Genomic DNA, 15,938 nt, shown 5'->3' with positions numbered 1-15,938 from the left:
TATACACTTATATCCATAAGAATCTCATAAAAGGACTTACTATCACTATAGTATTGAATCGTGCCAAGCGCGAAAGATACTTTCTCTAAAGCGAAAAGGCTTAATTTTTTTGTATGTGATAAATCAATCCCTATATATTTTATTGCCCTTTAATCCTGATTTAAAAAGACCCGCAGCGTAATAATATGACATAATGTTCATGTCGACTCACAGTCACAAAACTAAGTCGAGTCAAGATAGAACAGCAACACAATAATATGTCAAAGGATTTGAAATGGGCTTAAAATCTTTTCTAAAAGATAAACTAGTATCAAAAGAACTAAACGTCCAACTCGATAAGATAGAAAAACCAGTTGGAACCCTTGGCTATGACCCATGGGGTTTTAACTCTGATACCAATAAGATTGTTTTTTCTTTATTCTCTGGCATTTACAACAAATACTTTCGCGTAGAGACTAGCGGGATTGAGCATATTCCCGATTCAGGGCCCGTACTAATTATCGCAAACCATAGTGGACAGCTTCCTATTGATGGAACACTTATCGGTTATGCAGTAGCAAACCGAGAAAATTCTCCTCGTTTACCTCGCGCAATGATTGAGCGCTTCTTTCCAACAGTTCCATTCCTTGGAAATTTTCTGAATCAGGTTGGTGCCGTATTAGGCGACCCTATAAATTGCGCAAAAATGCTTGAAAATGGTGAGGCTATTGTGGTTTTCCCGGAGGGAATACGAGGCTCAGGAAAGCTATACAAAGATCGCTATCAGCTTGCACGTTTCGGAAATGGCTTTGTGCACTTGGCAATGAAGCACACCACACCGATTATTCCGGTTGGCGTCGTTGGCTGTGAGGAGACCATCCCTGCTATCGCCAATATCAAGCCCTTAGCTAAGCTTTTAAACGTTCCTTATGTTCCAATAGCCCTGCCTTTCATTTTCCCTGCGAAAGTTCGCCTCAACTTTGGGAAACCTATTTACTTCGAAGACGAAGATCTTACTGAAGAGCAAGTGACGCGTAGAGTTGAAAAGGTTAAATCAGCCATCAATGGCTTGATTGCAAAAGGATTGAATGAAAGGGAGGCAATATTCGAATGAGTTCTCGTACAAACACTAGCAAAACAATCAGCAAGAAAAAAGCTGAGCACAAGAAAAACGTTCTTGTTACAGGCGCTGCCGGCGCCTTAGCCCAGCAAGTCATTAATCGACTTCGTGATGAATACCAAATTGCTGCTGTAGATTTCCGTAAAATCACCTATCACAGCGACGACATTCCAAGTTATAAAGTCGATTTCAATAAACGCGTTTTTGAAGACCTGTTTAAGCATCATGACTTTGATAGCGTTATTCACCTCGGACGTATTTCTTCTGCAGAAGAAACACGGATGAGACGTTATAATGCCAATGTTCTTGGCACACAAAAGCTTTTGGACTTAAGTCATAAATACGGGATCAGCAATGTTATTGTGCTATCAACCTATCACGTTTATGGGTCATCACCCTATAACCCGGCACTGATTGATGAAACTGCCCCGCTAAAAGCAGCTGAGCTAACAATGGACCTGGTAGATTCCGTCGAGCTTGAAAGCCTAGCTAATATCTACCTATGGCGCTATCCTGACTTGAACATTACGATTCTAAGGCCCTGTAACATTGTCGGCCCTGGCGTACGAAATACCATCAGCAACTTACTTTCAAGTAAATACGCACCGGTACTGATGGGATTCTCTCCAATCATGCAGTTCATACATATAGATGATATGGCCGATGCCGTTACGCTAGCGCATAAGCAGCGAAAGCGCGGTGTCTACAATGTTTCGACAAATGACTGGGTTGCCTACCAAGACGCGCTGGAACTTTGTGAGTGTACACCCATACCCATTCCATCTATCCCGCCCGTGTTGCCTCGTGCCATTACAGGCTTTCTGAACTTAACAATGTTTCCGTGTTATTTGCTTAATTATTTTAAGTATCCGGTCGTTATTGATGGGTCTCATTTCAATGAAACCTTTGGATTTAAAGCGAAACGCCCGATTAAAGAAATTTTCAGAACTTACCGTGAATTGAAAGAGTAGCAGACTAAAATCTAGACGTAAAAAAGCCGATGAGGCTAGCGCTATCATCGGCTTTTTGTTGTCGCTTAAATCCCGATATTTTTTAAGGTATCAAGCATCTGCTCAAGTATCGCAGCCGCTCTCGGATGCTCGGCCTCAACCTCGGCAACAAGGGTTTCAACAAGCTCTAAAAAGTTTGGGTCGGCGGGCTCAGCCTCATCCATCTCATGAGCATGTGTCTTAACTTGCTCTAGCAAAGACTGCTGCTGAGGGCTAACTAACTCGTCACCAAATCGTTCATGCAAATCGGTAATCAGGTGGGCAACTTTTTCTTTAGGCATAATCAGCTCCTTTACTGTGATAACTTGAAGGCTAGCGCTTAACTAGGTTCAAGTAAAGAAACCTAGTCAAGCGAAGCGGCCTTAATCTTAAATGCTAAAGCCTGAAATCAGAGTAAACACCGTAGCAGCAAGGGCTGCAGAAGCAGGAACGGTGATAAGCCACGCAGCAATAATTTTCTTGAATGCGGACCGCTTTACAAGCTTTTCTTTATATATTTTCTTTAAACGCTTGCGCTCGACCTTATTAAAGCCAAGCGCTTTTTTCTCTTGTTTTGCAGTCTGCAGCATTTTTTCCATCTCTTCGACAGATGCGCTTTTAAAATCATCAAGAAACTCGGATAGCCGGCGCTTTTCTTCACCCTCATGGTGACTAAGCATGGTATGCAATTGACTTGCATAACTAGTTTTTAGATACTCCCTAAGGAAGCCAACACCGAAGATCCCACCAACCGCAATATGGGTTGAACTAACAGGCAGACCAAGCTGAGAGGCAATAATAACAGTAATGGCTGCAGCCATTGCAACACAAAAAGCTCTAGACTTATCAAGCTCTGTAATTTCTGTGCCCACGGTACGAATTAGCTTAGGCCCATACAATAGCAAACCAATTGCTATACCAATGGCACCAATCATCATCACCCATAGAGGAATAGCCGCTTTTTTAGAAATACCATCGCTGGTAATCGAATCGGTGATAGCAGCAAGCGGTCCTACGGCATTTGCAACATCATTTGCTCCATGCGCAAAACTTAATAATGCCGCAGCAAAAATCAGAGGTATAGTGAAGAGATTGTTGACGCCTTCCTTATTATTCTCTTGCTTTTTGGATGACTTTGAAACTAAAGGTTTTATTACAACAAAAAAACATGCGGCGACAGCAAGACCAATCATGGCGGCCATTTGGAAGTCAATTTTCCATATTTTTTTCAAACCTTTAAGCGCTAAATAAGTACTAAACGCCCACGCCATCAACGCGATCAACCAAGGAACAAAGCGTCTTGCCGATTGAAGCATGTCATCCTGATAAATAATCTTCTTTTTAATGAATAGGAGAAGCGAGGCTGCAATAACGCCCCCTAGCACAGGTGAGATAACCCAACTCGCAGCAATCATCCCCATTTTATTCCAGTTTGCAATGGCCAATCCGCCAGCAGCAATACCTGCGCCAAGCACGCCACCAACGATTGAATGAGTTGTTGAAACGGGCGCACCGAGGTAAGTAGCTGCATTCAACCAAACAGCACCAGCAAATAAGGCTGAAAGCATTAACCAGATAAAAGTAGTGGAATCAGTAATATTTTCGGGGTTGATAATACCCTTCTTAATGGTACTGACGACTTCACCGCCAGCTAACAAGGCACCACCGGCCTCAAAGATTGCAGCTATTATTATCGCCCAGGTTAGTGTGAGCGCTTTTGAGCCAACCGCTGGGCCAACGTTATTGGCCACATCATTGGCACCTATATTCATTGCCATATAGCCGCCAACTACTGCGGCGATAGATAAAACCAAAGAACCTTGTCCAAGCTGGAAGCTTGTCGCGACGTAAGCTAGAATCCCGGCTAAGAATAAAAATGCCAGCCCCAGACGAGAAAATTCTTTTCGACTATCGTTCACAGCAGAATCGATTTTTTGAGCAGATTTTAAATCCATATCATGCACACCTTTACCATTAGAGTTTGATATTGTGCGCACTATAAATCGACCGTCACATAAATGTAACAATTATTTGAATTTATTTAACTTGGTAGCAAAATCCCGGCAACAAATCCACCTTATATTGGTACAAGGCAATTACAATTCTCTATATATTTACTTCGACAATCGAAGACTTTTTGCTCTCAGAGTTATCCTTAGTCACGGTACTGATCGCAAAGTAATGAGTACCAGCGCTTAGAGATTCCAAAGCAACCGAAGTCGCTTCAGGGTCTGTTACGGTTATTAGCAACACCATATTGCCACTACTTGCCCCACGATAAATTTTATAAGACTTGATATCGCCCTGGCTCAAAGCGCTTCCATCCTCTCTAGTGTTTGGTGCCGACCAATTAAGCTCAACAGCGTAAATATCTTGTCCACCCGAATCAGGGGTTGACGGGAGTTCCGGTACGCTGCTTGCGTTGTCTATTTGTGTCCCTGCCAAATATTCATCAAGATTAGACGAGCCATCACCATCATTGTCATTTACGGCGTCCGATGAATCTAGAACGTTGAGACCAACCAATACCTCATACCCATCAGGAATACCGTCGTTATCGGTGTCCTCATCTAGTGGGTTGCTTAGAATGAAATACTCATCAACATTGCTTAATAGGTCGCCATCACTATCAGAAAAAGCATCGGCATCATCATTAGGATCTGTTCCAATCGCTAATTCATAGAAATTAGGTAAACCGTCATTATCACTGTCTATTGGCAGATAGCGATTATCATAGGGGGATAGAAGGTTACCTGAGTGGTAACCGACATGATAACCATCCTGGTAACTTTCAGCTAAACCTGATTCGTGGTCATAGTATGCTAAGTTTTCACTCGTTAGCGTGGTCAGCTCAAAACCTGGCCCTGACCATGAGACATTTAAGTAGTCTCCACCTAGGTGGTCTTTATGCAATACTTCGAAATAGTATGGTGTTCCAGCGTCTAAGTTAATAGTAGGCGACTTCTGAGTTTTATAACGATCCCAAATTTTGTATCCAGAAGGCTTATTAACAAAAGCGATCAATCGCTTATTGTCGGGAGTATCATCGCCAGATAACCAAACTTCTGCGCTTTCGTCTGCGCTTAGCCAGAAGGTATAGGCACCGCTTTCGGGGACCATAAGCAAACCTCTTAGCCGTTGCCCATATTTATCGCCCTTTGAATCAATAAAGTCTAGCTCCTGGACAAGTTCACTTGAACTAGAGCTGAGCGGAAATCGAGCATTTCTAGTTAGAGCTCTTACATTTTTACCCCCGATAGATTTCCACATTTGGAGCTCTATACCGCCATCATCGGCAGCAGTGGGCGGCAATTCATTTACTGCAAGAGAAATAGTTTTAGTTGTAGTGCACGCACTGAGCAAAAGGACAGATAAAATAGTAAAGAATTTATAGTTCATTGCGTATACTCCTTACGAATATTGAAATCAATGATTCAAGTATTACGCATATTAATGATTAACATAACAAGGTGCTTTATACCCATTATTCATAATAGGCGAAATGGAAATAACCACTTAATAATCAGTAACATTATGGTACTTCCTGTTATTTTATCGATTAAACTATTTTTACTTCGTAATTCAATTTTTTAAGTAGCTCACCTAAAGTTATATCTAGTACCAGATTACCTTTCCTTACATTTTAAAAGTATTTTTATTACCGTTACCCCTAACCTGCATCAAACTTATTCTTTGTTTATATATGTGGATTTTCTTACGAGTCTTTTAAGGTGTTAACAGGCTCTCATACTAAAGGAGACACTGTTCAGCGCACGAACTATAATCCAAGCTAATGCACTGCCATCAATTGAATAAACTTGCTGAATACTGCTTACTTCCATAGACTTTGCCAACTAATATTTATCCATGCTTAGAGCGATTAAATGGCAACACTGATACTTACACGGCACGCACAAGCCTCTTTAGGAAAGCAAGACTATGACCAGCTTTCTGATCTCGGCCACAAACAAGCCCATTTACTAGGTGAATATTTTGACAGCACTTCTATCAAGCCCAGTCGAGTTATTTGCGGCAGCTTAAAAAGGCATATTGAAACCGCTGACGCGATCACTCGCTCATTGCAATATAATCAAGCTATCGAAACTGATCCGCGCTGGAATGAATTCGACTTTAAGGGATTGATAAAAGCTTATTTGTCACTTAATAGCGACCAGGCGTTTAACTTAAGTAGAGACTCCAACCCGGCCACCTTTTTCAAGTTATTGAAAAAAGCTATGTTTGCCTGGGCGAATAACGACCTAGTAGGTCTGGTAGATGAATCTTGGAGCGACTTTGAGTACAGAATTGAAACTGGCTTAGAGGCAATTCGACAGCAAGCGGATCGTGATGATACCGTTATGTTAGTCAGCTCAGGTGGCGCAATTTCGATGGCGATAAGAAAAGTGATGGGACTAAGCGTAGAGCAGATGATTGATATTAACTTTCAGATTAAAAACGCAAGCTACGCTAGTTTCGATATTAAGCGGGACCGAATGGTGCTGTCGGGTTTTAACCATACCCCTCACCTAGAACTAGATGAGGGCAAAACTTTAATAAGCTACGCCTAAGATGTATCGGCTCGAACTTGGCCTTACAGCTTAGAATATAGGCTGTACTTAAACTAACGAGCTCACTAAGGCCTAAATGTCCGCAAGTCGGACTCTCGGCATCGACAATAAAGTTTGGATATTCAGGCCAATATTGACCTGATCAGTTACATCGGGAATGTGAGAAGAGCAGACACAAAACTATCCAGAAACTTCCTATTATCGCATTAGCTATTTTAAGAGAAATAAGACTTCAATTGCTGAGCGCAAACAAAATCTAGCGCCACTGCACTTTTAAGTCGATTATTCATAATCAACTCTCTACATAATTATTTTTCAATTCCAGCTCATTGAAAAAATCGGGCCATACTATATTCAGTATTTGTTTTTTCGCCCATACAATAGCGGCACAACAAGCACGGTTAAAATCGCCGAGCTGATGGATCCAAAAATCAAGGAGACAGCCAGTCCTCCCATCACGGGATCAGGGATGATTACCAGTGTTCCAAAGACAATGGCCAAGGTGGTTAAGGTTATGGGAATAATTCTTAATGCGCCCGCATCTGAGATAGCCTCTTCTGGCGACATGCCTTCGGCTATTCTCTCCCTGATAAAATCAACGATCAGCAAAGAATTCCTAACAGCAACGCCCGCAAGAGCAATAACACCAATCATTGATGGTGCGGTAAAGTCTTGATCGAGCAACCAATGGCCCGGAAATACACCAATCAAACCTAATGGAATAGATACCATGACAAGCAATGGCAAACTAAAGGATTGATAGTAAGCAACTAAGAGAAAGTAGATAGCAAGCAGTGACATCGCCAGCGCAATTCCCAAATCTCTAAACACATCCAGTGTCAGCCTCAATTCACCATCCCAATGAATGACAGTGTCATCCAAAGTAGTGGGTGAATCAGGCACAAAGCCCAGATTTCGCGTCGTAATTTTAGTTTCTCTATCGACTTGTAATACTTCGATTCTCTTTTCCAAATCGAGCACTGCATACACAGGTGCACTATCTACCAGCTCTCCTCCCACATAAGAAACTCGCTCATTATCCTTATGGAAAATAGGTGTCGCTTTCTCATTCGGAACAATATCAATCACCGTCGATAAGGGGATGGATGCCCCTTCTTTATTTTTCACAAAGGTCTGAGCCAGTATCTCCGGCACAATGCGCTGGTTATGAGGCACGACAAGCCTAATCGGTATAGGATTTCTCGCTTCTTGCTCATACAAGTGATTCACGATATCTCCTTGCACAAAAAAGCTTAATGCAGCAGCAACTTGCTGCACATCTAAACCGGCCAGTAAAACCCTGCGTTGATCGATCTTGAAGTTATATTCCTGAATAGGCGTGGAATTGCTCGTCCACACTTCAGCCATATCCCAGGTATCTTTAAACAGCGTCTCTAATTCTTTGGCCGTTGCCTCTCGTTTCTCGTTATCTTGTTCGTATATTTCAGCGAGAACCGTCGCTCTTATCGGTGGCCCAGGAGGGTCTTCTAATAACTGAACCGTAGCCTCAGGGTGATTACCAATGATATCGGCAAGTGCTAAACGCAATTGCTGCACAATCTCTATCGAAGTATCGTCGCGCGTCCATTTATGACTCAGATTAACCCTCATTTCTGCATACTGCGAGCCGACGTTATTTGCACTTCCCTTTATTTGACCATTGAAATCGATAACGGAGGGGCCGCCTACAAAGGTTTGTGTATTCGCCACTTCATCGTGCGAAAGGACAACCCCCGCAACCTCTCTCACCAAGCGATCTGTTTCCTCAAGGGGCGTGTCATCCGGTAATTTAAATGTCACCAAAAAGGTGTTCTTATCATCTTTAGGTAGAAACACTAAATTGACGCCCATAGGCGATAGTTCTCCACCAACGCCCTGCGAGCGAATAAATTGCCAACTTGGTTGCAGTAACGAAGCGAGCAAACAGACCAACACACCCAGATAGAATACTTTTCGCCACTTCCTACTTTGGCTGAGGCGCTTGAACAAACTTCTGTAGTAGGTTTGTAGCCAAATTTCTTTATGTTCTTCGTGGGTGACGGTTAAGAAACGTCGGGCAGCCCACGGCGTAATAATATACGCAACCAATAGAGATGCGATCATCGCTGCAGGTACGTTGAACGCAATAGGATAAAAATATTCACCCGTCATTCCCGTCACAAACAGCAGAGATAAGAATACGGCAACCACCGTAATTGTTGCCAATGTTGTGGGGTTACCAATCTCAGACGCGGCATTAACAATGGCTTTTGAATAAGCCTCTTTAGAACTATTTTTCGGGAGTAACTGGTTATGCCGATGAATATTTTCGATGACAACAATGGCATCATCAACCAACAGTCCCAAGGCGAGTATCAAGGCATACAACGCCATACGATTCAAAGTTGGCCCGGCTAATAGGTCGATTCCAATCACCAGAGCGAAAACGATAGGTATCGTAATGAATACGATAGACGCCGCGCGCCCCCCCAGAAACACCCACAACACGACACTCACGACAGCGATTGCAATAAAGAGGTGCTCAATAAGATAGTTAACAGAATCATCCGCAGTCTGGCCATCATTTCTGGTGGTAACTACTTCAACAGAGTTAGGAATCCATTGTTCTTGCATCGATGCGACGCGTTCCAGAATAGCCTCAGATAAAGGAACTGAGTTAACACCGGCCTGTTTAGCGATACCGATATGAACAGCCGCCATCTCTTCCCCTTTGTACTGTTTATAACGACTATCTGAGGGGCCAAAGTTAAAGCGAGATAAGCTTAAGTTTTTGGTATCTGGCTCGGTGGTAATATGCGCTATACCTTGTAGATGAACGACTTTATCGTCATCACGAAACACCACCAATCGCTTAAGCTCTTCAAGGTCTTCCAGCTTATGACTAATTCGCAAATGCTGGTTGTCTTTGTCGATCACCTTAAAGCCAAGCGAGTGATCAATACTAGCGCCTTGTATGTGCGCTCTAATTTGATTTAAGCCCAAACCTAAAGCTTGTAAACGCGTGGGATCTATCTCAACGCGTACTTCGTTCTCCTGACCACCATGAATTTCACTGAGCCCAACGCCCTCAATACTATGTAGATGCTCGGTCATTCTTTCAGCCATATGTGTGAGCTGATAGCGGTCGTACTTGTCAGAAGCCAAGGTCACAACTATAAAGGGGATATCATCCACATCCATCAGATGAATATGTGGCTCGCCCGCTAAAGGCGGTAACTGAATTTTGTATCGTTCCACCTGGTCATAGAGCCTCACGAATGATTCGGTTTTATCCTCTCCTACTTTGAACTCCACTTGAATCTTGGCAAAGCCTTCTCCTGCCACACCGTAAGTGTGCTTTACCCCCTGCATCGTATTGAGATGATTTTCGAGCGGCGTTAGCAGCAAGTGTTCTACTTCCAAAGGTGACATACCTGGTATGGGAATGGTGACTTCGGCAGCGGGAATCACTATCTGAGGATTCTCTTCACGGGGAATTTCAAACAGCCCCATTAAACCGAACAAGATAACGGCAGGAATAATGGCCAATACAAGCTTTGATTCAACAAAGGTTTTGGCTAGCGTATGGGCAATATTAAAGCTGCTGTTAGAAGCTGCTTTGCCGCCCGAATTTTGGCTCTTATCCATTACTTGGTCTCTGCACTATTTACTGAGGCATCGCTAGGTTTAAAGACCACTGGACTCCCATCTCTTAAGGAAGATGGCGGGTTAGTGATAACGATATCCGATGGCTCGAGGCCTGAGAGAACCACCAAATAACGTTGCCACTTCCGCTCAAAATTGACCGGCGTAAACACTGCTTTACCTTCATTGATTCGGTATACACCAAACACCCCCGCCCGCTTAATGATTGATGAAGAATCAACAAGAATCTGTTTTTCATAAGAGATAATGAAGTCCACCTGCCCTGATAAGCCGGCTTCAAGTTTGTAGGATTCAGGCAAAGCGAGTTTGATCTGAATGGTTTGGGTAATACGATCAACACTATTCACGATATGAGATATAACGGCTTTAACGGGTTCATCGCGCTTGTGAATTTTAATGTCATATTGGTCACCAATATTTAGAGTCTGCCCCCACTCTGCTGGCAACGAAGCCTCAAACTCCAAACCACCAATCGCTTCGAGTTGAAGAAGAGGTTTTCCAATAACAGCCAAATCCCCTTGATTCACCCAGCGCTTAATAACGCGTGCATCAATTGGACTATTGATGCGGTGATAAGGCTCCCGAGCAAGCTGCCTTTCCAGCTCACTCTGCGCTTGATTCAACTGAGTTTCCGCAAGATTGTGTTGCACTTTTGCCTTGCGAAGTTGTTCCACAGTAATCACGCGTTTTTCGCGCAGTTGACGAGCATTATCTACATCATGTGCCATATCCTTTAATCGAATTTTGGCTGATTCGATAGCACTCTCTGCTCGACGAATAGAGGTAAGCAATTCGGTTTCATCCAAGGCTACTAGCAAATCACCTTGAGACACCATGTCACCCTCTTTTACTGTCAGTTCGTCAATCGTTGCCGATTGCGAAGTACTGATTTCGATACTGCGAGATACATTGGTGTACCCTGTTGCCGAATAAAATCGAGGCACTAGATCTTCTTTAACATGATGAGCATCGACCTCAATTGGCTTGGCGGCCACTAGTTGGGTACGAAGTGTATCGTTTTGCTCGCCGCAAGCCGTAGCTATGCTGACGGCTGCAAGAACAGCTAATAATCGTGTTACTAATCGTAGACTCATTGGAACACTCCATTTTTCAGTAAATGACATACATGTTCAGCAATGAATTCAGGGTCATCATGCTCGGGTTTTCCACCAGGAAAAAACACCCTCATTGGTTTAGATTCCAAGTGATAAAAAACAAGGGAGAACAAAGAAATAGATGTCATGTGCGGGTCGCTATTGGGAGAAATTCGCTCCACTAGTTTTAATACATTTACCCATTGCGCCATGAAAACATTATTCGCGAGTAGCGATATTCTTTCTTCATCAGCTTCTAACAGTTCACGTTGTAGAAGGAGCCTAAGATTTTCGTCGTTTGCCATGAGTTCCGTGAACTGAAAGATAAATCGCCTCAATTGTTCCTCTTCACTACCAACGGGCTGCAAAGCGGCTTCTAACTTTGGAGCTATGTCTTTAAACGAAGCTTCGATACTGCTGAGATACAGCGCTTTCTTGTCAGGAAAGTGGTGGTAGATCGTTGCGATACTCACGCCAACGGCGGTGGCTACCTGGCGTATTGAAACACCACTAAACCCCTGCTTTGCGAAAAGCGGAATGGATACATTGAAGATAGCGTTCAAGGCTTCTTCATTGGTTGAAAACTTGGACTTGGCCACTTATTTCTCTCTTTTTATATCCCAGCAAAATCTATAGAACGAACGTTCTATAGATAGAATAATAGAACTTAAAGTAAAAAGAAATATGCAACGTTGGCGTCAGTCTAAAGATGAGACACCCATCAACATCTTCAGAGTCACACAAATATCACTTACTAGACAAACTAATTAGGTATCGCGGTTATCCTCAATTCCCTTTGAAGCACAAATAGGTAAATACGTTCCCACAAGCTCATTATCTAGAATCAGCTTTCATTGTTAATGTGCGGATTCCTCTGGTAGGTAATGTAAAATTTATCGGAGAATAGGATCGGATCTTCTGACCGCTTTTCACCATTCCGTAACGTGAGAGAAGCGGACATAAATATAGACTCAAATACAGAATATCCTGCGGACTGCTTGTAGTAATGTAGCCACTAAGTTACTTGTTTACAAAACCACTTTCGTACAAAAATTACTATCATCGCGTAAAACTCTATCCAACCAATTGGTTTAACATTTCCATTGGCTAAATAGGTGGTAGATCCAAGAAATCTAGACAATCCATACACTCTCATACAGCATTCGCATCGAAATTGCGGGCTAGACACCCTTCGAGCTAAAAGATTATACCTATCCAGTAAGTTCTATCTCCTTAATAAAACTGCCCTTCTGAGCAATACATTCACCCAGCAATGCAAAGCCACTAATATTGGACTGAGTCGTATAACGAGCAGCGTAACTGTTACCTTCGCCTTCCACGCGCCATTCCCCTTTAGATTCGTAGCTGGGACATATCACTAAGGGAGAATAGGCTAGCTTTACCGCTACAGCCTGTGGTGGCAGAACTAAAGCAGCAGGTTCCCCACATAAGGTTTTTGCCAAACATTTTGCTGATGCGGTTGCTGGAGCAATAAACGAACGAACAGCACCAAGTGTCTCAGCACAATCACCGATCGCGTAAATATTGGGATGACTTGTTCTAAGGAATTCGTCAGTCATAATTCCTCGATTTATTTCGATATTAGCCTGTTTAGCCAGGTCAACACGAGGCAATAATCCAACTGCTGACAAGATAAGATCTGCGCGGATGACGGTACCCGTATCTAGCTCAAGTAAAAGCTGATCACCGTCATCTTGAACATCACCTACCTTCTGCTCCATGTGCCACTGTACTTGTTCTTTTGGGAACGCATTCATTATGTGCTCACCGAGTTGCTCAGGTACACTTCTGCTAAGCGGCCAGCTCGCAGTATCTATAACATCAACCTGAAAGCCGTTATTACACAGATCACTGGCAAACTCGATACCGACAAAACCGGCACCAATAATGGCGATTCGACTCGTGCTTTTATCAAGTTTTTGGAGTTCTGCTCTAAACATTTCGTATTCAGCTAGATTATTTACTGAAACGCATCGTGGAGAATCTGTTAGTTCGAGATTCATCGGGGATGCGCCTGTTGCTAAAACCAACTCATCGAATATTAGTTCATTGACTGCGCTATTAGAGTCTCGGTAACGAACACAACGTTGGTCTGTTTCAATCGCTTCAACCTGAACCTGATGGATGATTTTAACGTCATGCTCTTGTTCAAGAACTTCCCTTTTTTTCATAATCAGATCAAGCGGCGCCTTATTCATTGAAATCGCTTTCGATAAATTTGGCTTGTAGTACAAATCACCTGAATCTTGCGTAAGTAAGCTTATCTTAAGTGCTTTACCGTGCGCTCGAAGTTCACGGACGAGCGTAATCGCGGAATGCCCAGAACCAATAATGATAATATGCTTCATGGCTGCCACCTATTCGACAAGATAGAAATCAGATTTTGAAGCCGAACATTCCGGGCAGGTCCAGTCGTCCGGAATATCTTCGAAGCGTGTACCCGGCGCGATACCCTCTTCGGGCATCCCTAATGCTTCGTCATAAATCATGTCGCAAGTGATACAACAATACTTTCTATAATTCTCTGTGCTCATGATCGCTCCTCAATTAATCTTTCAGCTCTTCGAAATCTGGCTTTTCTCTCACAAAGCAGTCAGGGCAAGGAAAGTCATCCGGAATATCTTTCCATAGCGTTCCTGCAGGATAGCCTTCGTGCTCAGCGCCTTTGCTTTCGTCATAAATGTAGCCACAATCTGGGCATTCATATTGAGCCATGTCTTTGCTCCTTTATTAAGTTTTGATATGTCGTTGTATTAAATAATCATCGAGTAGGCCAAAACGCATATCGCGCTCGCTGCAAACACACCATGCAGGCACTGCAAGATCAAAGGTTTCGACCTACCTTTGAGTACTTTTCTGAACAGTTGATACGAACCAATGACCACACCTAGAGTGAGCACAAGTCCTACCCAGTTCCATGAGTTGGTAGTATCTGCTGAATGCGCATCATACAGACCCAGTATCAGCAGAACCGAAGCACCTGAGGCGGCTAATCCATGAACAGTGATCATCCACTTTCTTATGGCTCGTTTTTGTATTCTGTTTTTAAGCAGGAATGAGCCAAACCCTGCGACTCCGATCAGAGCCAATAAAGAAAGTACAAGCATGGACGCACCTAAACCCGTTCAGTAATTGTGTTCTAATCCCGTTAGACTTAGCCTGCCTAGGCAGCCTTCTCTACTTCAGGGTGATGGTGACGAGAGAAGATCTCGTCGCGCTTAGTGGGCTCGATATTTACCTTGTCCATATCTCCACCAGCCCATTTCACAACCTTCGGATCCATTACCGAAAACCAAACCGGTGGAATCATCGCTAATACGAACATCCATGGGTATCCGGCAGGAAGAGAAGGTACACCATGATAATCACGGAGAACTTGGTAAGCGCGAGTCGGATGCGCGTGGTGGTCAGAGTGACGTTGTAAGTGCAGGAGAATCAGATTGGAAATTTTCTGATTCGAATTCCAGGAATGGTGTGGCTGACAGCGCTCGAATCGCCCAGTCTTTTCGTTCTTCTGCCTGAGCAAACCATAATGTTCAATGTAATTTGCACACGTCAGCTGCCAGTAGCCGAATGCAGCCACAATCGACAGAAATGGAATCATCACAGGCCCAAAGTAAGCTAGCAGCATGCTGTACAATGCAACAGTTGCAAGAGCGGGCTGGATAATCTCATTCTGTAACGACCACTCTGACTTACCCTGTCGCTTCAACCTTGCGCTTTCCAGCTCCCATGCTCGGCGAAATGCCCCAGGCACTTCTCGTTTTACGAATTGATAGATAGACTCGCCCATTCTTGATGATGCAGGATCTTCAGGCGTCGACACATCTTTGTGATGGCCTTTGTTGTGCTCGATAAAAAAGTGCCCATATCCCGGTAAAGCTAGAGCCATCTTTGCAAAAAACACCTGCGTTCGGTCATTGACCTTATGGCCCATCTCGTGGCCAAGGTTAACGCCAATTCCAGCGGCTAAACCTGCTGTTAAGGCTCCACCAATAAAGTTAAACCAGGACCATTCGTATTGAGATACCGTATAGGCACATGCAATCACCGCTGCCCAAAGCAAAGGAACGGTCAGGTACATCACTTTTTTGTAGTAAGGCTCTGATTTAAGCTCTTCGACCATTTTTTCGGTTGGATTCGCTTCATCATCACCAAAATAGCTATCTAGTGCCGCTATTCCGAAATACCAGAATACGATTGTTGTCCATAACCATAGGCCATTTCCTGTTGTAACCGCTAGATAACATGATCCGATAGGCGCTAAAGGTAAAATCAGCGAAATGATGTAAGCGTATTTTTTTAATGACATCCAGGTGGTGATTTCACCCTCGCTTTGAGAGCGCGGGACCGAAAGCATTGCTGCCGCTTCTTTAGACATGAGATTTTCTCCGTTATTGTTAGTAAAACAATCTTATCGGGAGACGCAGGCCAGGGTTATGGCCCTAGGTGTCATGTCACAGTCAATTCGTGTCGTTTTAGTGGAACGAAAGCATATTTCAAACAAAAAAAGGGTGCCATT

General features: G+C 43.4%; 14 protein-coding genes. 3 read left to right on the top strand and 11 right to left on the bottom strand.

Going from position 1 to position 15,938, the window contains the following annotated elements; genetic code table 11:
• The first annotated feature begins 274 nt into the window (after nucleotides 1-274).
• Together A3757_RS22220 and A3757_RS22215 are read left to right on the top strand one after the other, a co-directional pair.
• The gene (locus tag A3757_RS22220; protein ID WP_068553412.1) at nucleotides 275-1,093 is read left to right on the top strand and encodes a lysophospholipid acyltransferase family protein; all 819 of its coding nucleotides are present in this window, start codon (nucleotides 275-277) and stop codon (nucleotides 1,091-1,093) included.
• Nucleotides 1,090-2,070 (top strand): SDR family oxidoreductase, encoded by a 981-nt coding sequence (locus A3757_RS22215; protein ID WP_068507530.1) that lies wholly within the window; start codon nucleotides 1,090-1,092, stop codon nucleotides 2,068-2,070. Before A3757_RS22220 ends, A3757_RS22215 begins: the two co-directional genes overlap by 4 nt.
• Nucleotides 2,071-2,135: 65 nt before the next feature.
• On the opposite strand, the gene A3757_RS22210 is transcribed toward A3757_RS22215, so the two are convergent.
• From A3757_RS22210 to A3757_RS22200, 3 genes are all read right to left on the bottom strand, one after another.
• Nucleotides 2,136-2,390 carry a DUF4404 family protein gene (locus tag A3757_RS22210; RefSeq protein ID WP_068507532.1) on the bottom strand — a complete coding sequence of 85 codons (255 nt, stop codon included), beginning with the start codon at nucleotides 2,388-2,390 and terminating at the stop codon, nucleotides 2,136-2,138.
• Between the two features lie 87 nt (nucleotides 2,391-2,477).
• Nucleotides 2,478-4,043 carry an inorganic phosphate transporter gene (locus A3757_RS22205; protein WP_068507534.1) on the bottom strand — a complete coding sequence of 522 codons (1,566 nt, stop codon included), beginning with the start codon at nucleotides 4,041-4,043 and terminating at the stop codon, nucleotides 2,478-2,480.
• Nucleotides 4,044-4,194: 151 nt separating this feature from the next.
• Nucleotides 4,195-5,487 (bottom strand): PA14 domain-containing protein, encoded by a 1,293-nt coding sequence (locus tag A3757_RS22200; RefSeq protein ID WP_068507537.1) that lies wholly within the window; start codon nucleotides 5,485-5,487, stop codon nucleotides 4,195-4,197.
• Nucleotides 5,488-5,972: 485 nt separating this feature from the next.
• On the opposite strand from A3757_RS22200, the gene A3757_RS22195 reads away from it, so the two are divergent.
• Nucleotides 5,973-6,656, top strand: a complete 684-nt coding sequence (locus A3757_RS22195; RefSeq protein WP_068507539.1) for a histidine phosphatase family protein — start codon at nucleotides 5,973-5,975, stop codon at nucleotides 6,654-6,656.
• Nucleotides 6,657-7,010: 354 nt separating this feature from the next.
• On the opposite strand, the gene A3757_RS22190 is transcribed toward A3757_RS22195, so the two are convergent.
• From A3757_RS22190 to A3757_RS22155, 8 genes are all read right to left on the bottom strand, one after another.
• Nucleotides 7,011-10,283 carry an efflux RND transporter permease subunit gene (locus A3757_RS22190; protein ID WP_068740314.1) on the bottom strand — a complete coding sequence of 1,091 codons (3,273 nt, stop codon included), beginning with the start codon at nucleotides 10,281-10,283 and terminating at the stop codon, nucleotides 7,011-7,013.
• Entirely contained in the window at nucleotides 10,283-11,395 is a 1,113-nt protein-coding gene (locus A3757_RS22185) for an efflux RND transporter periplasmic adaptor subunit (RefSeq protein ID WP_068507142.1), read from the bottom strand. Before A3757_RS22185 ends, A3757_RS22190 begins: the two co-directional genes overlap by 1 nt.
• Nucleotides 11,392-11,994, bottom strand: a complete 603-nt coding sequence (locus A3757_RS22180) for a TetR/AcrR family transcriptional regulator (protein ID WP_068507139.1) — start codon at nucleotides 11,992-11,994, stop codon at nucleotides 11,392-11,394. The genes A3757_RS22185 and A3757_RS22180 overlap by 4 nt, the downstream gene beginning before the upstream one ends.
• 612 nt (nucleotides 11,995-12,606) lie before the next feature.
• On the bottom strand, nucleotides 12,607-13,764 hold the full coding sequence (locus tag A3757_RS22175; protein ID WP_068507134.1) for an NAD(P)/FAD-dependent oxidoreductase: 1,158 nt from the start codon (nucleotides 13,762-13,764) through the stop codon (nucleotides 12,607-12,609).
• 9 nt (nucleotides 13,765-13,773) lie between these two features.
• On the bottom strand, nucleotides 13,774-13,950 hold the full coding sequence (locus A3757_RS22170; RefSeq protein ID WP_068507132.1) for a rubredoxin: 177 nt from the start codon (nucleotides 13,948-13,950) through the stop codon (nucleotides 13,774-13,776).
• Nucleotides 13,951-13,963: 13 nt separating this feature from the next.
• Nucleotides 13,964-14,131 (bottom strand): rubredoxin, encoded by a 168-nt coding sequence (locus A3757_RS22165; RefSeq protein WP_068507129.1) that lies wholly within the window; start codon nucleotides 14,129-14,131, stop codon nucleotides 13,964-13,966.
• A gap of 38 nt (nucleotides 14,132-14,169) precedes the next feature.
• The gene (locus A3757_RS22160; RefSeq protein WP_068507124.1) at nucleotides 14,170-14,523 is read right to left on the bottom strand and encodes a hypothetical protein; all 354 of its coding nucleotides are present in this window, start codon (nucleotides 14,521-14,523) and stop codon (nucleotides 14,170-14,172) included.
• A gap of 56 nt (nucleotides 14,524-14,579) precedes the next feature.
• The gene (locus A3757_RS22155) at nucleotides 14,580-15,797 is read right to left on the bottom strand and encodes an alkane 1-monooxygenase (RefSeq protein WP_231872153.1); all 1,218 of its coding nucleotides are present in this window, start codon (nucleotides 15,795-15,797) and stop codon (nucleotides 14,580-14,582) included.
• Nucleotides 15,798-15,938: the final 141 nt, after the last annotated feature.

The sequence above is a fragment of the Oleiphilus sp. HI0117 genome (assembly GCF_001635235.1).
The sequence above is the reverse complement of the archived record's forward strand: the minus strand, read 5'-3'. Positions and strand labels throughout refer to the sequence as shown.